Genomic DNA, 23184 nt, shown 5'->3' with positions numbered 1-23184 from the left:
GCTTAAATCGCACCATGAAAAATGCCGCAACTCAGTGAGTTGCGGCATTTTTGTTTTAGCGCATCGACGTGACTACCGAATCGGCTATTTATGGCTTAAAGTACAAGCTATGGAACTTAAGGTGCTCTTCAATAAAGCTCGCTATAAAGTAATAGCTATGATCGTAACCTGGCTGCATCCGCATATCTAAGGGATAACCCTTGGCATGGGCGATATCCACCAGCGATTGTGGCATCAATTGGGTGTCTAAAAAGCTGTCAGCTTCACCTTGGTCAATTAGTACTGGCACTTCGCTAATCGCGAGCTTAAGCAACTCACAGGCATCATACTGGCGCCAATGTTCACGATTTTCACCTAAGTACTCGCTAAAGGCTTTAATACCCCAAGGTGCATTACTCGGATTCGAAATCGGGCTAAAAGCCGAAATTGAGCTGTATCTGTGCGGGTTACTCAACCCAATCACCAAAGCACCATGACCGCCCATCGAATGGCCGGAGATAGCGCGCTGAGTAGTGACAGGGAAATGCGCTTCAATCAAAGTTGGCAGCTCATGGACTATGTAATCGTACATTTTGTAATGACGATTCCAGGGTGCCTTGGTTGCATTGAGGTAAAAACCCGCGCCTAAGCCTAAGTCGTAGGCTTTATCCGCCGCATCGGGCACATCATCACCACGAGGACTGGTATCGGGGGCAACTATCGCCATCCCAAGCTCGGCCGCCATGCGCTGGGCGCCCGCCTTCTGCATAAAGTTTTCATCGGTGCAGGTTAGGCCCGAGAGCCAATACAGCACAGGCACTGGCTTAATGACTGCCTCTGGCGGCAGATAAATCGCAAAGCGCATCTCGCAATTTAGCGCCTGAGATTGATGGCGATACTGCTTATGCCAACCGCCGAAACTCTTGTTACAACTGATATTTTCTATGGTCATACAAGTCCTTTTAAGCTCAATCTTTTAGCGTTTTGTCTTAGCATTTATCTTAGCATTCGTCATGGCGCTGATCGTCTGCTCAGTTGGCAACACAGCAAACAGATTTGCACCTGTCTGCCGGTTTGTCACATCAAGCTGAAGCATCCATTTACAATGCGAAACCGCTTATTTATCACAATGGATCACGCTGCGGATGCTCTTACCTTGGTGCATCAGCTCGAATGCTTCATTGATTTGCTCAAGCCCCATAGTATGGGTGATAAAATCATCGAGCTTAAATTCGCCCGCTAAGTAACGCTCAACGATGTGTGGCAGTTCAGAACGCCCTTTCACCCCGCCAAAGGCAGAACCGCGCCAAACGCGGCCCGTCACAAGCTGGAATGGACGGGTTGAAATCTCTTGTCCAGCACCGGCAACACCTATGATCACCGACTCGCCCCAGCCCTTATGACAACACTCTAAGGCGCTGCGCATCACGTTGACGTTGCCGATACACTCGAATGAGTAATCCACGCCACCGTCGGTCATCTCAACGATCACCTCTTGGATGGGCTTATCCAATAATTTTGGGTTGATGCAATCGGTCGCGCCGAGTTTTTTGGCTAACTCGAACTTAGATTCGTTGATATCAATCGCGATAATGCGACTGGCTTTTGCCATAGTGGCACCGATAATCGCCGATAAACCGATACCGCCGAGGCCGAAAATCGCCACGGTCGCACCTTCTTCCACTTTGGCTGTGTTCATCACAGCGCCCATGCCTGTGGTTACGCCACAACCTAACAGACAAATTTCTTCTAATGGCGCGCTCTTATTGACTTTAGCCAATGAGATCTCAGGCAAGACGGTATATTCAGAGAAAGTCGAGCAGCCCATGTAATGGAAAATAGGCTTGCCATCAAGATAAAAACGCGTGGTGCCATCGGGCATTAAGCCTTTACCTTGGGTCGCACGAATTTTTTGGCACAAGTTAGTTTTGCCCGATAGACAAAACTTACATTCGCCGCACTCTGGGGTATAAAGTGGGATCACATGATCGCCCACTTGTACGCTGGTCACACCCTCGCCCACTTGCTCAACGATACCGCCGCCTTCGTGGCCTAGAATCGCCGGGAATACCCCTTCTGGATCATCACCGCTCAGGGTAAACGCATCTGTGTGACACACGCCTGTAGCCACAATGCGCACTAAGACTTCGCCCGCTTTAGGTAACATCACATCCACTTCTTCAATCTTAAGTGGTTGTCCTGGTCCCCAAGCAACAGCGGCCTTTGATTTAATAAACTGCGGTTTTTCGTTCGACATTGTTACGTCCCTTGAATAGGTAATAGGAGTAAGTCATTGGTGTATCATAATTCAATTCAGGCCAAGCAAACTCTTGCGCCCATTGCACTGATGCTACTGAATAGGAGGATTGTATTTGTTTCTCAGCGAGAGACAATCTAGTATTCAAGCAATTCATTTTTACTGAGTAACAACAATGTATCTCTGGGACGGCATTTCTGAATTTGTCGCGGTGGCTGAGGCCGAAAGTTTTACCCTAGCGGCGCAGCGGCTGAATATCTCCACCGCCCACGTTAGCCGCCAAGTGAGCACCTTAGAAAATCGCCTCGGCACAAAACTCTTTTACCGCACCACCCGCAAAGTGTCGTTAACCGAAGAAGGAACGATTTATTATCGTCATTGCCGCCAATTACAAACTGGGTTAGAAGAAGCCGAGCGCGCCATCTCAAACCTAAAGGACTCACCCCAAGGCTTAGTCAAGCTCACGGCGCCCGTGGCCTATGGCGAGAAATTTATCATGCCGTTACTCAATGATTTTATGGTGCAATATCCCAGCGTTGAGTTTAGCGTCGACTTGACCAATCGCACCTTGGACTTGATTGAAGGCGGTTATGATCTGGCCATTCGCCTCGGAAAACTCGCCGATTCGAGTTTGATGGCCAAACCTCTTAGCAGCCGCACTCACTATGTCGCCGCCTCACCAAGCTATGTGGAAAAATACGGTCAGCCCCATACCTTATCTGAGCTTAACCAGCACAATTGTTTGATCGGTAATCATAATTACTGGCGCTTTGTAGAAAATGGCCGCGAGCGCAATATTAAAGTCCGCGGCAATCTTAATTGTAACAGCGGCTACGCATTAAGGGATGCGGCACTAAAAGGCATAGGGATAGTTCAACTGCCTGATTATTATATTGAAGAAGATATTCAAGCCGGACGGTTACTCTCCTTCCTTGACACTCACCGCGAAGCCAAAGAAGGTATTTGGGCACTCTATCCGCAAAATCGCCACCTGTCGGCCAAGATCCGTGTATTGGTCGATTACCTTGCCGAAAAACTCGCCGAGCAGGATTAAATACTGTTTGAGCAGATTGATTAGTAGGTGGTAGCAGACAAAACGGCGCAAACTAGCGCCAGTTTTCCCGCAAAGTGTAATACAACATGCCTAACGCCAGCGCTTGATTGCCGAACCATTCATTTAACGGAATGCGGATATGGCGCATAGCGGCAAACAAATCAAATTCATGTAATTGCCCATCCATCGCATTGGCCATGATCTCGGCCATAATGTGCGATGTCGCCACTCCGTGCCCAGAATATCCTTGGCAATAGAATACATTAGGCGACACTTTGCCGAGCTGCGGGATACGGTTAATCACAATTCCTGCCATTCCCGCCCAGGCAAATTCGATATCAACGCCCTTTAATTGTGGAAACGTACGCTCAATCGCGGGCCGTAATTCCGCCGCCACATTTTTAGGATCGCGGCCGCTGTAATTAGTGCCACCGCCGAACATCAACCGTTTATCTGCGGTCAGACGATAGTAATCCAACACAAAGCGGCAATCGTACACGGCTAAATCCTGCGGATTAATTTGCAAAGCGATATCATCGGGCAGAATCGCAGTGGCGCAATTGCCTAAGGACGCCGGAAATAACATACCGCGCAGTTTTGGACGGGCGAGTTTATGGTAAGCATTACCGGCGATCAGCACACTGTTGGCGCGCACTTTTCCCTTGGTAGTGACAACAGTCGCCACATCGCCTTCTTCAATATCAAGTACGGGCGAGTGTTCAAAGATTAACGCCCCAAGACCTGCTGCGGCGCGGGCTTCACCCAGGCATAAATTAACTGAGTGCAAATGCATATTGCGCCGATTGACTAAGCCGCCGTGATACAAGGGCGAACCTAAATAGGCAGGCATTTCATCGGCGGATACCAGCGTCATAAATTCACCCATGCCGCGGCGCTGCGCCTCATCATGCATAGCCCTAAGCTCTTGCATGTGCTTTGGCTGGTAAGCGGTTTGGATATGACCAAACTTTAAATCGCAGTCTATGCCGTACTTGGCCACCCGATTTTTAATTATATCGTGGCCGCGCCAACGCATATTCCACACATAATCTTCAGCTTCATTGCCGATTTGACAGCGCAGCTGCTTTGTCATCGCAACATCGCCGGACAAACTGCCCGTCACCTGCCCGCCGTTGCGTCCGGTCGCGCCCCACGCAATTTTATTGGCCTCAATAAGCGCCACTTTGTAGCCCTTCTCAGATAATTCCAACGCCGTTGCCACGCCAGTAAAACCGCCACCGACAATCGCCACATCGACTCGAATGTCGCCTTCAAGCGCAGGATAATCTGACTCTTGGTCAATGGTGGTATTGTAGTAGGAGGCGCAACGCTCTGCTGGCATGGTCATTCCTTGATGTTGAAAGTTAACTGTTGAAAGTTGATGGCTGAAAGTGAGCGTTGAGTCTTAGTTCTGGACACTCAGTTCTTCTGGACACTCTGTTTTGGAGACTCGTTTTAACACGGCATCATGCCGACGTTGTTTTATATTTTTTACAAGCGTTCAGAATTTGTGAGTATATCTAAGTTGAGATCGAGGTCAACAGTGAATTGCGATAACTATTTTTGCAGGACATGACAAAGGGAGTTGAGCTGGCTGCAGGCTCCTTCTTGAAGAACCTGAAATGGAGGTGCTTGAGATGGAAGCTTCTGAAATGGCGGTACCTAAAATTAAGGCACTAAAATTAAGGTACCTAAGATTAAGGCACCTAAGATTAAGTTACCTAAGATAGAGACTCCGAATGTTAAGGCGCGGCTGATTTTATCTTTTAAGCCTTATACTTTTTGCTGGTTTAAGATAGGCTTGTGCAGCGTCATCCTCTTTTTATCTCAGCAACCTAGAGTCCATTATGCCACTAATGCCAATTACCCAGCCACTTGTCCAATTGCCGTTTTCCCAAGCATGTGAAAACAACAAAGCGCCGATTTTAGCGGTATTAACACAAGCATTCTCACTCAACCAACATGTACTCGAAATCGGCAGTGGCACAGCGCAACATGCTGTGTATTTTGCAGCAAATCTTCCCCATTTAATCTGGCAAACCAGCGATCAGGCTGAATATATTGAGGTCATTACCGCAAGGTGTATGCATGAAGGCAAGCGACCCAATGCAGCGGCAAACCTACGCTTACCACTTACCCTTGATGTCACTGTGCCATGGCCAGTGGAGGGATTAACACCTGATATTGATGGCGTATTTACTGCAAACACTTTGCATATTATGAGCAAAAATATGGTTGAAGCGTTTTTTACTGGCCTTGGTCTGTATCTCCCCCAACTCAAGACCCTGTGCATTTACGGCCCCTTTAACTACCAAGGCGAATTTAGCAGTGACAGCAATCGCCAGTTTGATGCCTTTTTAAAACAGCGCGATCCCGCCAGCGGCATTCGTGATATTGAATGGATTTGCAGTTTAGCCAGCGAGCAAGGCCTAACGCTGAAGCAAGATGTGGCTATGCCAGCCAATAATCGACTACTGCATTTTGTCAAAGTGTAACGGGTTATCTCTCTTCACCCAAAAGCCTAATAGAATTAACGACGATGCAGATAACACTAAATTAACGTAGCACCAACACCTCAAGAGCATAAGTTAACTATCATCACGTTTTCCGTATTCACCACAAAAACGCATAAATATTCTCATTTAATTCAAATTGGCTGTTGCAAAGGCTCATAAAAGCGGTTAGTTTAAATCCACTTATACGGATAGACACCCGTAGCAACGAATTAAACGCTTCACTGTAATTAGAACGGTTAAGCGATAAATATAAACAAATAACGAACAAAGACCGAGAGAGTAAAATGAGCCCACTACTGAACGCTATCCACCATCACCACCATATGCGGTAGCCTTCGGACGCTCACTGCCGGAGGACTATATCCTTCTGGCGGACTGATTCAAGATGATCAAAAACCCCTGGAAGGAATTCCGGGGGTTTTTGCATTTAGGCACTAATTTTGAATCTTTTAATTTTGATACTTTTGAGCGAGATAACACTATGACTGAATCGAACCGTTTACGCATCGCCATCCAAAAATCTGGCCGTCTTTCAACTGACTCTCAGCAACTGCTAAAAAGCTGTGGTGTTAAATTTTCCATTAATGAACAACGCCTTATCGCTCACGCTGACAATATGCCTATCGATTTACTGCGCGTTCGTGATGACGATATCCCAGGATTGGTGATGGACGGCGTGGTCGATATGGGGATCATAGGTGAAAACGTGCTCGAAGAGGAACAAATCGAGCGTCAAACACTGAATAAACCCGCGGATTGCCTCAAACTGCGTCAGTTAGATTTCGGTTCGTGTCGCCTCTCGTTAGCCGTACCAACAGAATTCAGTTACGCCGATGCCTCCTCGTTAGAAGGATTACGCATCGCCACTTCTTACCCGAACCTGCTGCGCCGTTTTATGCAACAAAAAGGCATAACTTATCGCGACTGTATGTTAAAAGGCTCGGTTGAAGTCGCCCCGCGTGCCGGCCTTGCCGATGGGATTTGTGATCTCGTATCGACGGGCGCCACCTTAGAGGCCAACGGTTTATACGAAACCGAAGTGATTTACCGCTCTATGGCCTGCATCATTCAATCGACCCAAACCCAATCGCCGACTAAACAAGCACTCATCGATAAAATTCTATCCCGCGTCAATGGCGTTATCCGCGCGCGCGAGAGCAAATACATCCTGCTGCATGCGCCAACAGAAACCTTAGATCAAATCGTCGCCCTGCTGCCCGGCGCCGAAAACCCAACCGTATTGCCATTAAATGATGATACTAATCGCGTTGCTATCCACGCCGTCAGTACCGAAGATTTGTTCTGGGATACCATGGAACAGTTGACCGCACTCGGTGCCAGCTCGATTCTGGTAATGCCAATCGAAAAAATGATGGGGTAATGTATGGAAATCCTAACTTGGTCAACCTTATCAATCGCCGAGCAAAAAACGGCGCTGAAACGCTCGCCTTTAATTGGTGACAGCGGCTTAGAGCAAAGCGTTCGCGCCATTCTCGATGCGGTGGCAACGCGGGGGGATGCCGCCATTGCCGAATTTAATCAAAAGTTTGATGGCTTCAATAGCGCGACCAAAGATTTAAATGGACAAGGTAGTGGTGAGCTGCGCATGGGCGAAGCCGAAATAACTGCGGCAAGTGCACGAGTATCGCCTGAGCTAAAAGCGGCAATAGCCAAAGCCATGGCGAACATAGACGTGTTTCACAGCGCCCAGCAATTTCGCCCGATTGATATGGAAACCGAGGCGGGAGTGCGCTGCGAGCTACGTAACGAACCGATTGAAAAAGTGGGTTTATATATCCCCGGTGGCAGCGCGCCATTAATCTCGACCGTGATGATGCTTGCCCTGCCCGCCAAAATTGCAGGCTGCGAACAAAGAGTATTGGTCAGCCCACCGCCCATCAACGATGCCATTATCTATGCCGCCAATGCCTGTGGGATCACTGAAATTTATCAAGTGGGCGGCGCGCAGGCCATTGCGGCACTGGCCTTTGGCACAGAAACGATTCCGGCGGTTGATAAGATTTTTGGCCCAGGTAATCGCTACGTGACAGAAGCTAAACGCTTAGTGTCACAGGATAGTCGCTGCACTGTGTGTATAGATATGCCAGCTGGTCCTTCTGAAGTGTTAGTGATTGCCGATAGCGATGCCAATTGCGAATTTATTGCCGCCGATTTGCTTTCACAAGCGGAGCACGGCCCTGATTCACAAGTGATCTTAGTGACAGATTCGCAAGCTATCGCCAATGGTGTGAATGAGGCGATGGCAAGACAACTTGCCGCCCTGCCGCGTTGTGATATCGCGGCAACGGCACTACTAAGCAGTCGCACTTTTGTTGTGGACGATATGATGCAAGCCGCGCAGGTTTCGAATCAATATGGGCCTGAGCACTTGATCATTCAAACGCGCTTTCCCCGTGAGGTGCTAAAAAACATTCGCGCGGCGGGCTCGGTATTTTTAGGCGCTTATACACCTGAATCTGTTGGTGATTATGCCAGTGGTACCAACCACGTGCTACCAACTTACGGTTACAGCCGCGCCGTGTCGAGTCTGTCATTAGCCGACTTTAGCCGCCGCTTTACCGTGCAGGAACTCAGCGCGAAAGGCTTAATCGGATTGGGGCAAGCGGTCATGACGTTAGCCAGTAACGAATTGCTCGATGCGCACAAAAATGCCGTCGCCATTCGTCTAGCTAGCCTAGAGAAATGACCCGCCTAGATCTTAAGTGATTAGCCCTTAAGTTTATAAAAATAGAGCTGAGTGAAGAAAATGAGCCAAGTAAGCAGCATGGAAAAGACAGCAGAACCCACAGTATTAACGGCATCAAAGTTAGCATCATCAACGTTAGCGCAATCGGCGCCGCTAAATTTAGCCGAGCGACTAGCGCGCCCCGAGTTACTGGATTTAACGCCCTACCAAAGCGCCCGCAGACTGGGCGGTCGTGGTGATATTTGGATCAATGCCAACGAATCCCCCTTCAATAATGTCGATACGGCAGCGCTCGATTTATCAAAATTGAATCGTTACCCAGAATGTCAACCGCCGCAGCTTATCAAGGCCTACAGCGAGTACTGCGGCGTGAGTGCCAGTAAGATAGTTGCCAGCCGCGGCGCCGATGAAGCGATTGAACTATTAATTCGTGCCTTTTGTATACCTGGCGTCGACAGCATTGCTTGCTTTGGCCCGACGTACGGCATGTATGCCATCAGCGCGAACACCTTTAACGTGGGCGTTAAAGCATTAAATCTCAGCGCGGAATATGGCTTGCCGTCAAGCTATGCCGAGGACGTTCGCGGCGCAAAACTGGTGTTTATCTGCAATCCCAATAATCCGACCGGCACTGTGATTGACAAGGCCATTATCGAGCAAGCGATCAAAGCCCTGCCTGACGCGCTTGTGGTCATCGATGAAGCCTATATTGAGTTTTGCCCCGAATACAGCGTGGCGGATTTGCTGGAAAGCTATCCGAATCTGGTGGTACTGCGCACCCTGTCAAAAGCCTTTGCACTTGCCGGCGCACGCTGTGGTTTTATGCTGGCAAACGAGGCTGTGGTCGAAATCATTATGCGCGTGATTGCGCCCTATCCGGTGCCGCTGCCCGTGAGTGAAGTCGCTACACAGGCGTTATCAAGCGCAGGCGTTGCGCGGATGAAAATTCAGGTAGAAGAACTCAATCAACAGGGTAAAAGACTTGCCGCGGCACTCAATCTTTACTGTGAACAATGGGGCGGCAGAGTACTAACTCCCCATGGCAACTACGTATTGGCTGAATTTGATGATGTCGCCAAGGTCGCGGCGTTACTGCAAGGCAGTGGTGTTGTCGCCCGCGCCTACAAGGACCCAAGGCTTGCCAAAGTGATACGCTTTAGCTTTAGTTCAAAGGCGGATACCGATCGCTTAGTCGCCCTTTTTGAGTCACAACGAGTTGAATAATAAAACGAACTATATTTTAAGGTAGCGCCATGAACCCACAATTTATCCCAAACGTTGCACAAAAAATTCTGTTTATCGACCGCGATGGCACCTTGATTGAAGAGCCCATCACCGACAAACAGGTCGATAGTCTAGCGAAATTAGTGTTCGAGCCACAGGTGATCCCCGCTTTGCTACGTCTGCAAAAGGCAGGGTTTCGTTTAGTCATGGTCAGCAATCAAGACGGCCTTGGCACACCGTCTTTCCCGCAGGAAGATTTCGACGCGCCCCACAATATGATGATGCAAATCCTCAAAAGCCAAGGGGTGAACTTCGAAGATGTGGTGATTTGCCCGCACTTTAATGATGAAAATTGCAGCTGCCGTAAACCTAAGCTGGGGCTAGTAAAAGACTACCTCACCCAAGGCTGCATCGATTTCACCCAATCGGCGGTGATTGGCGATCGCGAAACCGATGTGGAGCTGGGCAATGCCATGGGCATTAAAAGCCTGAAATATCAACGCGACATTTTAGGCTGGAACGCCATCGCCGATGCACTGCTCAATAAAGGCCGCACCGCCACGGTCGTACGTACCACCAAAGAAACCGATATTCGCGTGACTGTGGATCTCGACAGTTCAATCAAAGGTAAAATTGATACAGGCATTGGCTTTTTCGACCACATGCTCGATCAAATTGCCACCCACGGTAATTTTAGAATGGATGTGAAAGTCGATGGCGATCTGGAAATCGACGATCACCACAGCATCGAAGACACAGCGCTGGCCATAGGGGATGCCCTGCGCCAAGCGCTCGGTGACAAACGCGGCATTGCCCGTTTCGGCTTTAGTCTGCCGATGGACGAAGCCAAGGGCGAATGTCTGCTGGATATCTCTGGCCGCCCTTTTATCAAATTCTCGGCCGATTTTGAGCGCGAGCATGTGGGCGAAATGGCCACTGAAATGGTGCCGCACTTCTTCCGCTCCTTTGCCGATGGCCTGCGCTGTACGCTGCATGTGTCGACCGAAGGCGATAACGATCACCACAAGGTTGAAGCCCTGTTTAAAGTGCTCGGCCGCGCGCTACGCCAAGCGGTTAAAGTCGAAGGCGATATTCTGCCATCGAGCAAAGGCGTGCTTTAAGGCATCAGCATAAATCGTTTAAGAGGTTAGGATGCAACAAGACTCTCTATTAACAGCTGGTCAGCAATTAACAGCTAGCCCGCAATTAACAGCAAATGAATCGCCAGATGCTGAAACCGTTATCATAGACACGGGCTGCGCTAACTTAAGCTCAGTACGTTTTGCCTTTGAGCGTTTAGGCGCTAAGGTATTGGTCACAGACGATAAAGCCAAAATCAAAGCGGCAAAACGCGTGGTATTGCCAGGTGTAGGTACGGCGGGAGCCGCCATGGCATCCTTGCATGAAAAAGGCTTGGTCGAACTCATTCAAGACCTGACCCAACCTGTGCTGGGCGTGTGCCTTGGCATGCAAATGTTGGCGGCAATTTCTAAGGAGCGCGGCGGCAAAGGTCAAGACTGCAAATGCTTAGGCATAATCCCAACCGACATTAGCGAATTAGATACTGAGTTACTCAAAGCTGAAGGCTTACCTTTACCGCATATGGGCTGGAATCAACTTAAGCTAACGACAAACTCACAAGGAGCCAAAAACCCTAATGTTCACCCGCTATTTGCGGGCATTGAAGATGGCAGTTATGTGTATTTCGTCCACAGTTACCGCGCGCCGTTGAGTGAATTTACCTTAGCCCAATGTTCCTATGGTGAAGGCTTTAGCGCCGCCATCGGCAAAGGCAACTTTATGGGCGTGCAGTTCCACCCAGAAAAAAGTGCCGCCGTGGGCGCGCAAATTCTGCGTAACTTTTTACAGATGGATGAGTTACAGATGAACGAAGCTCTGATGAACGAAGCGCTGCAAAGCAACTCTGCTGATGGCCAAGCGGGTGTAAAAAAGGCTGACCAATGAATAAATTACTCAATACAAAAGAAGTTATTAATGAATCACTTATAAATAAGTCAATCGAGGATTTAAGCTTATGATTATTCCTGCGATTGATTTAATTGATGGCAATGTCGTCCGCCTTTATCAAGGCGATTACGGTCAGCAGACCACCTTTGATTTAAGTCCTTTGGCGCAATTGCAATCCTACGAGGCACGAGGTGCGAAATGGTTGCATATCGTTGATTTAACGGGCGCGAAAGATCCCGCGAAACGCCAAACTCGCCTTATCAGTGAATTAGTGGCGGGACTAAACGCCAATATTCAAGTGGGTGGCGGTATTCGTACTGAAGAACAAGTCACTGAATTATTAGCTATCGGTGTAAAACGAGTGGTAATTGGCTCACTGGCGGTGAAAGAACCTGAGTTAGTCAAACAATGGTTTATCAAATACGGCAGCGAAGCGATTTGCCTCGCACTCGATGTCAATATCAACCAGAGCGGCGAGAAAATGGTCGCCGTATCCGGTTGGCAAAGTGGCGGCGGTAAGAGTTTAGAATCCCTTGTAGAAACCTTTAGCGCTGTCGGCTTAAAGCACGCGCTAGTGACTGACATTAGCCGTGATGGCACCTTAACGGGCGCCAATACCGCGCTTTATCAAGAAATTGCAGCAAGCTTCCCAAACATCGCTTGGCAAGCCTCCGGCGGTATTGCGACTCTTGAGGATGTTGCCGCCGTGCGAGACAGCGGCGCTGCGGGCATCATTATCGGTAAAGCCTTGCTTATCAATCAGTTTAACGTGGCGGAGGCAATCCAATGCTGGCCAAACGACTAGTCCCCTGTTTAGATGTAAAAGACGGTAAAGTAGTGAAAGGCGTGCAGTTTCGTAACCACGAAATTGTCGGCGATATCGTCCCCTTAGCCGCGCGTTATGCCGAAGAAGGCGCCGATGAACTAGTGTTTTATGACATTACCGCCAGTGCCCATGAACGTGTGGTCGATAAATCTTGGGTGAGCCGCGTGGCGGAGCAGATTGATATTCCCTTCTGTGTGGCAGGTGGCATTAAAACCATTAGCCAAGCCCGTGAATTATTAGCCTTTGGTGCGGATAAGATTTCGATTAACTCGCCCGCCTTAACCGATCCGAGTTTGATCTCACGCCTGCAGGACGAGTTTGGCCGCCAATGTATCGTGATTGGTATCGACTCCTTTTTCGATGCCTCCAGCAACAGCTATAAAGTAAAGCAATTTACCGGCGATGAAGCGGCGACTAAGGACACGCAGTGGTTTACCCAAGACTGGGTTGAAGAAGTACAAAAACGGGGTTGTGGTGAAATCGTGCTCAATGTGATGAACCAAGACGGCGTACGCGGCGGCTATGATATCAAGCAGTTAAGCCTTGTTCGTGCCATCTGCGACGTGCCGTTAATTGCCTCAGGCGGCGCTGGAACTATGGCGCATTTTCGCGATGTATTTATTGAAGCTAAGGTCGATGCGGCGCTGGCGGCGAGCGTATTCCACAAGGCGATTATCAACATTGGTGAATTAAAAGCCTATTTAGCGGCCGAAGGGATCGCGATTAGACGCTAGAGCGGTTCTAGGTTCTAGGTTCTAGGTTCTAGGTTCTAGGTTCTAGGTTCTAGGTTCTAGGTTCTACAAACAGATTAAGAGTGAATACTATGTCAACGCAAACAAACACTAAGTCGGATTTTAGCGAGCTGGATTGGAATAAACAGGATGGGCTTATTCCTGCCGTTATCCAAAACCATTTATCGGGCAAGGTATTAATGCTCGGTTATATGGATAAAGCCGCGCTGGAAAAAACCTTGAGCACAGGTGATGTCACCTTTTTCAGCCGTTCAAAACAGCGCTTATGGACCAAGGGTGAAACCTCTGGCAATACGCTAAGATTGGTCGCTATCGATAAAGACTGCGACAACGACAGCCTGTTAGTGCAAGTGATCCCCAACGGCCCAACCTGCCACAAAGGCACCGAAAGTTGCTGGTTAGATGATAATGCGCACCCTTTCTTGAACAACCTCGCGAGCTTAATCACCTCACGTAAAGGGCAAAGTGCCGATTCCAGTTACACGGCGTCTTTATTTGCGCGCGGCACAAAACGTATCGCCCAAAAGGTCGGGGAAGAAGGTCTTGAAACCGCCCTTGCCGCCGCGACCCACGATAAGGAAGAGCTGGTTAACGAAGCCTCAGATCTTATCTATCACTTGCTAGTATTGCTTGAAGATCAACACTTAAGCCTCAGTGACATCACAGCAAACTTGCTGGCAAGACATGAAAAGGCGCTACGGAGTAAAGCATAATCTGCTTACTGTTCCTGATGTATTGCTATCGATTTTACCGCTAAAAATGCCGCCCGCTTAAATCAAGTCGGCGGCATTTTTTATTGCGCGATTCCCTCAAGTGCCATTGCCGCAATGTAAACAATGAATATCTTGCGCCTTAATCCTGTGACAAAAAATAATCAAAATACTGTTGTAATGGTTGACAAGTACACTTCAGTTCCCTATGGTAACCTCCGTTGCCGTTAGGTTATTAAGGCAAAGCATCAAAACACTTATCCGTTTTTACTCAACACACGCTAAGGCAAGTTTTATGTGTTTCACAGCATTTTATACTCCCTATCTGTAGCCGCAATGGCATAGATAGGCACCTCGCCTGACCTTCCATTGTGGCCATATCCTTTCGGATCCGCTGAGCGCCACTGTCTCATTTGCTTAAATCATTTTGTGCTTGAATCGCATCAAAATCCTTTAAGACAGTTGCTTTAGGATCAAGTCTTTATCTCTTTTTCTTGCAACACGCTTTTGAGATCATGTTATGACACAGAATAAAATTTTCGGCAGCTTGCTGCTTATCGCCGGCACCACAATCGGCGCGGGCATGTTGGCTTTGCCTATCGCATCGGCTGGACTTGGCTTTGGCACTTCCTCCGCCATTATGCTCATCCTATGGGCGCTGATGGCCTACACGGCGCTGCTAATGGTGGAGATCCACCAATTCGCCCCCAGCGATGCCAGTCTTAATCACTTAGCGCAGCGCTTATTGGGTCGTAAGGGCCAGTTGATCGCCAATAGCGCCTTGATGTTTTTACTGTACGCCCTCTGCGCCGCCTACATTGCTGGCGGCGGCGAGCAAGTGAACCAAAAACTGAGCACTTGGCTAGGACTAAATTTGCCACCGCAGGCGGGTGCAATCCTATTCACCTTGCTGGTTGGCGCCATTGTGGGCATGGGAACCCACTGTGTGGATCTCATCAATCGCGGTTTATTTGCCCTTAAGCTATTGGCATTATTGCTTATGTTAGCCTTATTACTGCCGCAGGTTGAAAGCCCACATTTGCTCGAACTCCCGCTCAACCAAGGCCTGATTATCTCAGCTATTCCGGTGATTTTTACTTCCTTTGGATTTCACGGTTCTATTCCCTCTGTGGTGCGCTACTTAGGCGTTGAGGTCAAAGCCCTGCGCAGGATCATGCTGTTTGGCTCGGCTTTGCCATTAGTGATTTACCTTTTGTGGCAACTAGGCAGTCAAGGCGTATTGAACCAAAGTCAATTGCTCGAAAACCAGAGTTTATCGAGCTTTATCAATCGACTGGCGAGCGTGCTGCACAGTGAATACTTAAGTAGCGCTATTAGTCTGTTTGCCGACCTCGCCCTTGCGACCTCGTTTTTAGGGGTAAGTTTAGGCCTGTTCGATTTTATGGCCTCAAGCTTAAGGCAAGAAGATAATGCAACAGGTCGCAGCTTAACCGCGGCTATCACCTTTTTACCACCCTTAGGTTTTGCCCTCTTCTACCCCCAAGGTTTTATCACAGCGCTGGGTTACGCGGCGATTGCGCTGGTGATCCTCGCCATCTTTTTACCTGTGGCCATGGTGTGGACACAGCGCCAGACAAGGGATGCGGCCAATATGCCGACGGGATATCGGGTCGCGGGCGGCAAGTTTGCCTTAATGCTCGCCACACTTTGCGGAATTGTGGTGATCGCCGCCCAGATATTTAGCTAGCCGCAATTCACTCACCAAGAGTGAGTTAACCAAAAGTTAGCTAGCCCGAATAAAAGATTAGGTACAAGAGCCTGTAAAACCTCAACTATTGACAGCAGGCTTTTGTCTATTCAATGATCCTTTCACATTAGTCAGCTAGGTTCTTGAGTGTTAAACTCGCTCTGATGCTCGTGTGTGATACGATAGCTTCAAAATAAAAGTATCTAGGTAAATACAGGTTAGTGTATTTTTGCGCAGCTAAGGCACGAGTTTAGTCAGGGCTCAGTGAATAAGGATAGAAGTCGAACCCAATGCCAATCCACAACAAGCCAGATCGCCGTAAATTCCCCCTAAAAAAGACCCTATTGGCGACCAGCTTAACGGGTATCTTGGCGAGTGTGGCGTTAACCGTTTGGATTGTGAATACCCAGACTGAACAACTCATCATGCAAGCGGCAAATTTTGCCCTCGCAGGCATGGACAGCGAACTGATTGACATTGAGTTAGGGAAAAGTCAGTTAGCACATTGGCGTATTACCTCTGCTAACCTTAGGATACATGACAGCCATATCAGGCTTAATAACCTGAATATCCAGCTAAAACTGGACTGGCCGCAGAGCTTTGCCGAGCTGAAACAGTTTAGCCAAGTCTCTTACCTCACTCAAAAAATCACCCAAATCTCCACAGGTGATATTGAGGTCGAGTTAGGGCAATCGCTATTTTTACCTAATCGAAATGCTATCGATGAACAAGGCCCCGCCTTAACCCTAGATATCAAATCATTGCCACTTATTGATATAGGTAAAACCAGCCTAATTCTCAAAGCCCACCATCTCAACACCCAAAATGATTTACCCGCCTATCGTTTGGTGATGGACAAGTTGAGCCTCAACAGCGCGGGGGAAATCAACAGCGAATTTAGCCATGCAGGTGAAAGCATCGCCAAACTTAAAGCAACACTCGAAGCTAACAAGTGGCAACTTGCGAGCGAAATTGCACTCGCGCCGCTGCTTGCGAGCTTGCATCAAATCAGCCTGAGGCAAGCGCAAGACAGTGTACTTAGTCCGTTAACTGAACTTGATAATGAATGGCAAGCGTTAGCGATTGAGCTACAAGGTCAGTTGGTGTCCAACAGCAGTATCACTTTAACCTCAGGCGAACTTATCAGTGAGCATCAATTAATCGATCCAAAGCTGACCTTTAATCAACTGGCTGCACTAGAGCTTGTGCCAAAACCTAAGTTAGCATTTAACATTACCGGACATTTAGCAGAGCTTGACCTCAGCCTTGAGCCCTTTACCTTAGCGGTAAATCCCAATGTAATGCAGCAACAGCGATTAATGCAGCTACTCGATGCGTCGCTGGCTAATCCTTTAACTCAGCCTTCGTCTCCACCGACAACCAAGCCCGACTCTGAGCAAGCGCCAGATCAAGTTGCAAACCAAGTAACTGGTCAAATAACTAAGCTGCTATCTGGGCTTAAAAGCACAGATACACCAGTGGGATTATCGCTGACATTGCCTGAAACCCTGCATTATCCGCTGACTCACATACAGCAAGATACACACGCAAAGCCTAGTGCGGATAAGCCGTTTATATTTAATCTTCCCCGAATTCAACTAACAACATTAGGCAGTAAGCTCGATGCGCAAATCGATTTAGCCAATGTTGAAGTGGTCCAGTCCGCCGATGCTCTGTCTTTTAACTCGGATTGGCACCTAGAGATAAATCAAACCAGCCCATTACAATTATCCCAATTGTGGGCAAATGTACCGCTGGATCTCAGTTGGAGCCACAGCCAGTTAACAACCGCAGGGAAATTTCACTTTGCAACAACACCCAACTCAACTGACTGGCAATTCATTACTGAGCCTATCGGGACTGCTAGGTCAACAACACAAACGAAAAACAGCACATTGCAGTTTGTCATGGGTGAACTTAAGCAGATCAACACGCAAGATAAAAATCGGACTAAGCATGCTGATATAAGCCTTGGCAATATCGCCATTAATGGCCTTGCGCCACTTAAGGTAAATACAAATACCACAGACGGGTTAACAGTCACCCTACCGCCTTTAACCTTAGCACTTGAGCAACTGCATCTTTCGCAAACCATACAAACTATAGAGGCCGCACCAGCAGAAACCGAGTCCAATGAAGCCATACACTCGGGTATCGTCAGTAAAACTGACGTGAACACGGGCCATTTCTCAATTGCCTTACAAAACTCCATGTTATTTACGCTAAGGCCCGAGATTGAAACCCCACTCGACTCACTACTCGCCTCCCCTTGGCAGAATCGACTCGAGTGGCAGGCCAGTCAGCTTCATATTGAAAAACAGCTCAGTAGCAGAGGTCGAAGCCGCAAAGAAACAGTATTAAAGCTCGATACATTAACCCTTAAACAAGATGTAGATTGGCAACAAGGTACACTGCTAGGTGAAGAAAACTGGCAGGTTGGCACCGTTAAACTACAAAGCCATCATCAATTAAACCTCGCCACAGCAAACAAACCACTCGCATTGACTGGTCAATGGGTTGTCGATACGAGCATGACCGAGGCACTGTCCTTGCTCAATCAAACCCAGCCTTTACCTGCTGAGCTTAATGTTACGGGCAATAATCAATTACAGGCGCAGTTTAATCTGACACAGCAGCGTGATCAGACTCAATTTGCCATGCAAATTACTCAATTGATGACAAATCTTGAAGGTTTTTACAAAGACACCACCTTTGAAGGCGGAAAACTGCAGGCACAATGTGAGTTCACTTGGGGCCTCTCTCATAAAAAGCCGCAGGATAAAGGCTATTTTAGCAGTCTAAGTAAACTCAATTGTCCACAAACGCTGATGACATTTACCCTGTTCGACCCTGGCTTTCCGCTCACCGATATCGAAGTAGAAGCCGATATTGCCCTTAGTAAAGATGCTGAAAAACTGCCCGAGAATTGGATACAACAACTGACGGGCTTAAGCGATACCGATGTATCTATGACAGCTAAAGGTAAAGTGCTCAATGGTCAGTTTTTACTGCCAGAATTTACCCTTAAATTACAAGAGAAATCACATGCCTATCTGCTATTGCAAGGCATGAGTCTAGAGGAAGTATTACGAATTCAACCACAAATTGGCGTCTATGCCGACGGTATATTCGACGGTGTATTACCTGTTGATTTAGTTGATGGCAAAGTCTCCATCTCGGGTGGGCAACTTGCCGCAAGGGCGCCCGGAGGACTTATCGCGATTTCAGGCAATCCTGCGGTGGACGGCATGCGTCAATCCCAACCCTATCTCGACTTTGTCTTTTCTACCCTAGAGCACTTACAATACAGTCAATTATCGAGTAGCTTTGATATGGATCAAGAAGGTGATGCAACCCTAATTGTCGAAGTCAAAGGACGTAGCCAAGGGGTTGAACGGCCAATTCACTTGAATTACTCCCATGAAGAGAACATGCTGCAATTATTTAGAAGTCTGCAAATTGGTAATGATTTACAGGACAGAATCGAAAAATCAGTGAAGTAACAAGGAAATCTCAGTGAAAACATTTCAATTACAGCAAGTTAGCATTAGTGCTCGAAGCGCTCTCATCGCTTTAATCGCACTCGCCACATTGCAGGGCTGCGCGCCCACAGTCAAAATAGAGCCACCGGATAAACCTATCGTTATCAATCTCAATGTAAAAATTGAACACGAGATAAAAATCAAAGTAGATAAAGAGTTAGATCAACTCCTATCTGATGAGAAGCTGTTCTAAATTACACAAGAATTGAGGAACTACCATGAAATCAATGCCATTAAAAACAAAGCGACTAAAAACAAAGTTACTACAGCTATTCACTCTCTGCTTCTTAAGCCTTAGCCTCTTAAGCCAAAGTGCCTTTGCCATGTCACTTCAAGAAGCCAAATCTCAAGGCTTTCTCGGCGAACAAGCCAACGGCTACTTAGGATTAGTGCAAGCCAATCCCGAAGCCAAAGCCGTTATGGACGATGTCAATAACAAACGCCGCGCCCACTACGAAACCATCGCGAAAAAGAACAATATCTCCGCCGCCGATGTCGCTAAACTGGCCGGTGAGAAAGCCATCGCCGCCACAGATAAAGGCAACTATGTGCAAGATGCCAGCGGGAAGTGGATTAAAAAGTAGCCCTATTTAAGCGCTCTAGTGTATAAAACAACGCCTGCAATAGCAGGCGTTTTTATGGGTGGATTTGTCGTTAGAGGGATATATGATTAACTGGCAACGATGTTATTGCCTTACAATGAATGCCTCAATTTACTTTCAACTACCAGCTCAAATACATGAAAAAGCTGGCAAAGCCAGTGCCTGATATCGACTCACTTCTACCGTAGAACTTCTCACACAAAAGCACCCCGAGGGATCATGGGGCGAATACAGACTGATAAACAGCCTAATTAACTTGGCGCAGAATGATGGACAGCCTCACTTGAAGATTATATTTCAATCTATAAAAGGAAACGGTTTGTTTTGAACCATTTCAAAATGGTGGGCTCTGCAATAAGCACTGCTCGTTATTGCTCCTCTTTGGCACTCTTCATTTTTGCACTGTACCTGACTTCTTTCTTCACCAAGACAATCATAAAAATCTCTGTCTACTTTCCTTTGGTATTCTTCTTGTTCTAAGGGCTTGAAACCTGGATAAGGTAAAAACGCATCGTAGTCATAATAATATTGGAATGACTCAAATAAAAAATCATCAGTTAGCTCAAAATCAAGACTCTTAGCAAAAGAAAATATACTTTCAATCGTTCCTGTATTAAGAGTGGAAATTAATCCTTTTTCTTTCGCAATAAGTGGCTCATCTTGTTCATCGACTTCATGGATATCTAGCTCGTCATCATCGATTATCAACCCGAGTGTATTAAGATTCCATGCTCCTTCTTCCGGAAGATATAACCAACCACTTTCAAGTTGACCGTTCGCTCGTCTTAAAAAATTAATTAATGTATCCATATTTACCTTTGATACCGCCGCCAGCAGAGGTGCAGGCTTGCGATCGTCCTACTGACTGGCTTTGTTAAGCGATTACTCACGGAAGCCAGCATCTTTAAGGATTGCGTCGATATCCGCTAATGGCTCTTCGTTCACCACTTGCTCCCACGTCGGCTCCGGCCCCCCGAACTCATATACCCTCAAGTACAAGATACTTCCGTTCTGCTTCCAATCCACGTAAAAACCTTCGCATAACAAGCCCGTTATTTGGTCAACTATTTGATCAGTTTCAACATCAATGACCCCAACCAAATCAACGCCACAATACTGAACTAACTTGCATTCGCGGAAAGTACTCACATTTGCCCATGCGTCAAATGCGGCTAATTTACGGTTTAACTTTTGCTCAAATTCTGGATTCATAGTTCTACCACTTAACGTGTTGCTAATGGGTTGCCGCTGCGCAGCATAGGCAGTCCCGTGGAGGCCATGTCGTTTGTGGCCGTAACTAATTTAACAATCTGTTAGTTGTCCTAGTATAATGTCAGCGCTAACATTTGTACTCACAATAAAGGAGCTCACCATGGATACAGAATTCAATTTCTTGTGGACGAAGAAATAAAACGCTTAGCTCAACAAATGGCAGAAAGCCAAGACCGAACTGTTAGCGATGCTTGTCGTGAACTCATGGAAATTTAAGCGAATTATCGGCTAATGGTTGATATTAAAAACCAATAGTGACTATTGATCTGCAACTACGTTATGCCGCAACCACATGACGCTGCGCACGCAGTGGGTGTAAGCGGTTATGCATCACTTTGATGGTTTCAAACTGCACCATGGTTTTAGCGCCAGATAAAACACATTCCGGCGATAATAACATCACTAGCGCGGACTGTAGGGTATTTTCAACCACAAGTACCAGTGCCCTTTGCTTTTGGCATTTAAGCTCAAAAACTTTACCCACATCGCTATAGACACAGACATCACTGGTATCAAAAAACCATGATTTAGGCATTTGCGGTGTTAGCATAAAATGAGCGGCGGTGGCATTGAGGGCAATTTGAACAATCGCAGCATCGGTCAAAGATAAACTTTTAGGTAATCTATCAAGTAAGTTCATATAGAATTTGGCGTGCGCGATATTAAACTCCATCCTCGATAAGGCATCAGGAATTAATGATTTTGCTTTATAAGCCGTCAGAAATTCTATTTCGGAACCTAACGATACGCCTAATACACCATACGAATCGTTATATTTCCATTGCCAATCCTTTTGCGGCATTAATAACATAACGTTTACCTACTATTTGAACACTCGCACATCATAGTAGATATTTTATTCAATATCAAAATAAAAATAATAAAATACAAATTATTTAACAGTTACTTAGTCGATCTATTATCGGATCTTAACTGCGATCCAATGATCTTTTTAGATCGCAGTTATTCAAAAAGATCTTATTTTCGATCTCTTTATTGATCTTAAGATCATTATTTTAAGCGATAAGCTTCTACTATCTCTTTAATTAACTTCGGACCTTGGTAAATAAAACCAGAATAAATCTGTACCATAGTGGCGCCCGCATCAAATTTTGCTAGGGCATCTTCAGCACTATTAATCCCACCTACGCCTATGATTGGGATCTGTCCTTTCAAACATGCTGCCAATTGCCTTATCACTTTTGTTGACAGCTCTGTTAAAGGTTTGCCGCTTAAACCACCGCTTTCATTAGCATTAGCAAGGCCACTAACGCCATCGCGCGTTAACGTGGTATTCGTTGCAATAGCACCATCAAATTTATTTTTAATCAGCGCGTCGGCGATATTTTCAATTTCTTCAATGGTTAAATCTGGTGCAATTTTAAGTGCGATAGGCACGTATTTTTTATGCTTCTCAGCCAGTTCAAGTTGCTTTGTTTTAATGGCGCTTAATAATTCATCTAATAGATCGCCATATTGTAGCGATCGTAATCCGGGGGTATTGGGAGATGAAATATTCACCGCAATATAAGCGGCATAGGGATAAACTTTATCCATGCAGATCAAATAATCATCTTTGCCCTGCTCCACTGGTGTGTCTTTATTTTTACCAATATTAACACCCACCATGATATCGGACTTTTTCGCGATCAAATTTCTAACTAAATTATCAACCCCTTTGTTATTAAACCCCATTCGATTAATGATGCCTTTGGCAGGTTTTAATCTAAATAAACGGGGTAAATCATTACCTGGTTGTGGTCTTGGGGTAACGGTGCCCACCTCAATGTGCCCAAATCCCATCGCATGAAAGGCATCAATTGATTCGCCGTCTTTATCCATTCCCGCAGCGAGACCTACCGGATTTGGAAAAGTCAGCCCCATAAATGTGACTGGAGCTGGCGCAATCGTTTGGCGATAAAAGCAGTTTAACGGACTGTTTCCTGTCATTTTTAAGCTGCCAATAGCCAGATTATGCGCTCGCTCAGGATCCATCTGAAACATGACTTTCTGTGCGATTTTATAGAACATGTACTTTCCTCGACCTAAAAAAAGCCCCGGCGATCG

At 46.9% G+C, this 23184-nt stretch carries 21 protein-coding genes; 14 read left to right on the top strand and 7 right to left on the bottom strand.

The annotated features are described in order from the left end of the window. Nucleotides 1–88: 88 nt before the first annotated feature. A complete protein-coding gene (gene fghA, locus SPUTW3181_RS09565; RefSeq protein ID WP_011789168.1) occupies nucleotides 89–931 on the bottom strand; it encodes an S-formylglutathione hydrolase in 843 nt (280 codons plus the stop codon). A gap of 165 nt (nucleotides 932–1096) precedes the next feature. Beyond that, a complete protein-coding gene (locus SPUTW3181_RS09560) occupies nucleotides 1097–2236 on the bottom strand; it encodes an S-(hydroxymethyl)glutathione dehydrogenase/class III alcohol dehydrogenase (protein WP_011789167.1) in 1140 nt (379 codons plus the stop codon). Between the two features lie 175 nt (nucleotides 2237–2411). Here SPUTW3181_RS09560 and SPUTW3181_RS09555 point away from each other — a divergent pair, with 175 nt between their 5' ends. Then, nucleotides 2412–3290: a LysR family transcriptional regulator gene (locus SPUTW3181_RS09555; protein ID WP_011789166.1), complete on the top strand. Its 879-nt coding sequence runs from the start codon at nucleotides 2412–2414 to the stop codon at nucleotides 3288–3290. A 52-nt stretch (nucleotides 3291–3342) separates the two neighbouring features. Here SPUTW3181_RS09555 and SPUTW3181_RS09550 read toward each other — a convergent pair whose 3' ends face one another. Next, the gene (locus tag SPUTW3181_RS09550; RefSeq protein WP_011789165.1) at nucleotides 3343–4632 is read right to left on the bottom strand and encodes an NAD(P)/FAD-dependent oxidoreductase; all 1290 of its coding nucleotides are present in this window, start codon (nucleotides 4630–4632) and stop codon (nucleotides 3343–3345) included. Nucleotides 4633–5137: 505 nt separating this feature from the next. Between SPUTW3181_RS09550 and SPUTW3181_RS09545 the strand changes: the two genes are divergently transcribed. The 13 genes from SPUTW3181_RS09545 to SPUTW3181_RS09485 all read left to right on the top strand — a co-directional run bounded on the left by SPUTW3181_RS09545 (nucleotide 5138) and on the right by SPUTW3181_RS09485 (nucleotide 19827). Then, nucleotides 5138–5785 carry a DUF938 domain-containing protein gene (locus SPUTW3181_RS09545; protein WP_011789164.1) on the top strand — a complete coding sequence of 216 codons (648 nt, stop codon included), beginning with the start codon at nucleotides 5138–5140 and terminating at the stop codon, nucleotides 5783–5785. Nucleotides 5786–6287: 502 nt separating this feature from the next. Further along, nucleotides 6288–7187, top strand: coding sequence for an ATP phosphoribosyltransferase (hisG, locus tag SPUTW3181_RS09540; protein ID WP_041408375.1), 900 nt, complete (start codon nucleotides 6288–6290; stop codon nucleotides 7185–7187). Between the two features lie 3 nt (nucleotides 7188–7190). Continuing rightward, nucleotides 7191–8513, top strand: a complete 1323-nt coding sequence (gene hisD / locus SPUTW3181_RS09535; RefSeq protein ID WP_011789162.1) for a histidinol dehydrogenase — start codon at nucleotides 7191–7193, stop codon at nucleotides 8511–8513. 60 nt (nucleotides 8514–8573) lie between these two features. Then, on the top strand, nucleotides 8574–9737 hold the full coding sequence (gene hisC / locus SPUTW3181_RS09530; protein ID WP_011789161.1) for a histidinol-phosphate transaminase: 1164 nt from the start codon (nucleotides 8574–8576) through the stop codon (nucleotides 9735–9737). A gap of 29 nt (nucleotides 9738–9766) precedes the next feature. Beyond that, on the top strand, nucleotides 9767–10858 hold the full coding sequence (hisB, locus tag SPUTW3181_RS09525) for a bifunctional histidinol-phosphatase/imidazoleglycerol-phosphate dehydratase HisB (protein ID WP_011789160.1): 1092 nt from the start codon (nucleotides 9767–9769) through the stop codon (nucleotides 10856–10858). Nucleotides 10859–10889: 31 nt separating this feature from the next. Then, nucleotides 10890–11702, top strand: a complete 813-nt coding sequence (gene hisH / locus SPUTW3181_RS09520) for an imidazole glycerol phosphate synthase subunit HisH (protein ID WP_011789159.1) — start codon at nucleotides 10890–10892, stop codon at nucleotides 11700–11702. A gap of 70 nt (nucleotides 11703–11772) precedes the next feature. Further along, the gene (gene hisA / locus SPUTW3181_RS09515) at nucleotides 11773–12510 is read left to right on the top strand and encodes a 1-(5-phosphoribosyl)-5-[(5-phosphoribosylamino)methylideneamino]imidazole-4-carboxamide isomerase (protein WP_011789158.1); all 738 of its coding nucleotides are present in this window, start codon (nucleotides 11773–11775) and stop codon (nucleotides 12508–12510) included. Continuing rightward, nucleotides 12492–13265, top strand: coding sequence for an imidazole glycerol phosphate synthase subunit HisF (hisF, locus tag SPUTW3181_RS09510; protein ID WP_011789157.1), 774 nt, complete (start codon nucleotides 12492–12494; stop codon nucleotides 13263–13265). Before hisA ends, hisF begins: the two co-directional genes overlap by 19 nt. Nucleotides 13266–13354: 89 nt before the next feature. Further along, nucleotides 13355–13996 (top strand): bifunctional phosphoribosyl-AMP cyclohydrolase/phosphoribosyl-ATP diphosphatase HisIE, encoded by a 642-nt coding sequence (gene hisIE / locus SPUTW3181_RS09505; RefSeq protein WP_011789156.1) that lies wholly within the window; start codon nucleotides 13355–13357, stop codon nucleotides 13994–13996. A gap of 517 nt (nucleotides 13997–14513) precedes the next feature. Then, on the top strand, nucleotides 14514–15701 hold the full coding sequence (locus SPUTW3181_RS09500; protein ID WP_011789155.1) for an aromatic amino acid transport family protein: 1188 nt from the start codon (nucleotides 14514–14516) through the stop codon (nucleotides 15699–15701). Between the two features lie 290 nt (nucleotides 15702–15991). Continuing rightward, nucleotides 15992–19204 carry a YdbH domain-containing protein gene (locus SPUTW3181_RS09495; protein ID WP_011789154.1) on the top strand — a complete coding sequence of 1071 codons (3213 nt, stop codon included), beginning with the start codon at nucleotides 15992–15994 and terminating at the stop codon, nucleotides 19202–19204. Between the two features lie 13 nt (nucleotides 19205–19217). Beyond that, nucleotides 19218–19436 carry a YnbE family lipoprotein gene (locus SPUTW3181_RS09490; protein WP_011789153.1) on the top strand — a complete coding sequence of 73 codons (219 nt, stop codon included), beginning with the start codon at nucleotides 19218–19220 and terminating at the stop codon, nucleotides 19434–19436. A gap of 25 nt (nucleotides 19437–19461) precedes the next feature. Beyond that, nucleotides 19462–19827 (top strand): YdbL family protein, encoded by a 366-nt coding sequence (locus SPUTW3181_RS09485; protein ID WP_011789152.1) that lies wholly within the window; start codon nucleotides 19462–19464, stop codon nucleotides 19825–19827. 315 nt (nucleotides 19828–20142) lie between these two features. Here the strand turns inward: SPUTW3181_RS09485 and SPUTW3181_RS09480 are convergent, their stop codons facing one another. The 4 genes from SPUTW3181_RS09480 to pyrD form a co-directional block, all read right to left on the bottom strand. Further along, entirely contained in the window at nucleotides 20143–20655 is a 513-nt protein-coding gene (locus SPUTW3181_RS09480; RefSeq protein ID WP_011789151.1) for an adapter protein MecA, read from the bottom strand. 72 nt (nucleotides 20656–20727) lie between these two features. After that, nucleotides 20728–21057 (bottom strand): hypothetical protein, encoded by a 330-nt coding sequence (locus SPUTW3181_RS09475; protein ID WP_011789150.1) that lies wholly within the window; start codon nucleotides 21055–21057, stop codon nucleotides 20728–20730. Nucleotides 21058–21394: 337 nt separating this feature from the next. Beyond that, entirely contained in the window at nucleotides 21395–21928 is a 534-nt protein-coding gene (locus SPUTW3181_RS09465; RefSeq protein WP_011789148.1) for a cell division protein ZapC, read from the bottom strand. A gap of 200 nt (nucleotides 21929–22128) precedes the next feature. After that, the gene (gene pyrD / locus SPUTW3181_RS09460) at nucleotides 22129–23148 is read right to left on the bottom strand and encodes a quinone-dependent dihydroorotate dehydrogenase (protein ID WP_011789147.1); all 1020 of its coding nucleotides are present in this window, start codon (nucleotides 23146–23148) and stop codon (nucleotides 22129–22131) included. Between the last annotated feature and the right edge of the window lie 36 nt (nucleotides 23149–23184).

Origin of the sequence: Shewanella sp. W3-18-1, from assembly GCF_000015185.1 — a bacterium.
Lineage (GTDB): Bacteria > Pseudomonadota > Gammaproteobacteria > Enterobacterales > Shewanellaceae > Shewanella > Shewanella putrefaciens.
This window is presented reverse-complemented; position numbering and strand designations above follow the sequence as displayed.

Coding starts and splice junctions, on each gene's coding strand:
- fghA (WP_011789168.1), bottom strand. CDS start 931: ATGACCATAGAAAATATCAGTTGTAACAAGAGTTTCGGCGGTTGGCAT.
- SPUTW3181_RS09560 (WP_011789167.1), bottom strand. CDS start 2,236: ATGTCGAACGAAAAACCGCAGTTTATTAAATCAAAGGCCGCTGTTGCT.
- SPUTW3181_RS09555 (WP_011789166.1), top strand. CDS start 2,412: ATGTATCTCTGGGACGGCATTTCTGAATTTGTCGCGGTGGCTGAGGCC.
- SPUTW3181_RS09550 (WP_011789165.1), bottom strand. CDS start 4,632: ATGCCAGCAGAGCGTTGCGCCTCCTACTACAATACCACCATTGACCAA.
- SPUTW3181_RS09545 (WP_011789164.1), top strand. CDS start 5,138: ATGCCACTAATGCCAATTACCCAGCCACTTGTCCAATTGCCGTTTTCC.
- hisG (WP_041408375.1), top strand. CDS start 6,288: ATGACTGAATCGAACCGTTTACGCATCGCCATCCAAAAATCTGGCCGT.
- hisD (WP_011789162.1), top strand. CDS start 7,191: ATGGAAATCCTAACTTGGTCAACCTTATCAATCGCCGAGCAAAAAACG.
- hisC (WP_011789161.1), top strand. CDS start 8,574: ATGAGCCAAGTAAGCAGCATGGAAAAGACAGCAGAACCCACAGTATTA.
- hisB (WP_011789160.1), top strand. CDS start 9,767: ATGAACCCACAATTTATCCCAAACGTTGCACAAAAAATTCTGTTTATC.
- hisH (WP_011789159.1), top strand. CDS start 10,890: ATGCAACAAGACTCTCTATTAACAGCTGGTCAGCAATTAACAGCTAGC.
- hisA (WP_011789158.1), top strand. CDS start 11,773: ATGATTATTCCTGCGATTGATTTAATTGATGGCAATGTCGTCCGCCTT.
- hisF (WP_011789157.1), top strand. CDS start 12,492: ATGCTGGCCAAACGACTAGTCCCCTGTTTAGATGTAAAAGACGGTAAA.
- hisIE (WP_011789156.1), top strand. CDS start 13,355: ATGTCAACGCAAACAAACACTAAGTCGGATTTTAGCGAGCTGGATTGG.
- SPUTW3181_RS09500 (WP_011789155.1), top strand. CDS start 14,514: ATGACACAGAATAAAATTTTCGGCAGCTTGCTGCTTATCGCCGGCACC.
- SPUTW3181_RS09495 (WP_011789154.1), top strand. CDS start 15,992: ATGCCAATCCACAACAAGCCAGATCGCCGTAAATTCCCCCTAAAAAAG.
- SPUTW3181_RS09485 (WP_011789152.1), top strand. CDS start 19,462: ATGAAATCAATGCCATTAAAAACAAAGCGACTAAAAACAAAGTTACTA.
- SPUTW3181_RS09480 (WP_011789151.1), bottom strand. CDS start 20,655: ATGGATACATTAATTAATTTTTTAAGACGAGCGAACGGTCAACTTGAA.
- SPUTW3181_RS09475 (WP_011789150.1), bottom strand. CDS start 21,057: ATGAATCCAGAATTTGAGCAAAAGTTAAACCGTAAATTAGCCGCATTT.
- SPUTW3181_RS09465 (WP_011789148.1), bottom strand. CDS start 21,928: ATGTTATTAATGCCGCAAAAGGATTGGCAATGGAAATATAACGATTCG.
- pyrD (WP_011789147.1), bottom strand. CDS start 23,148: ATGTTCTATAAAATCGCACAGAAAGTCATGTTTCAGATGGATCCTGAG.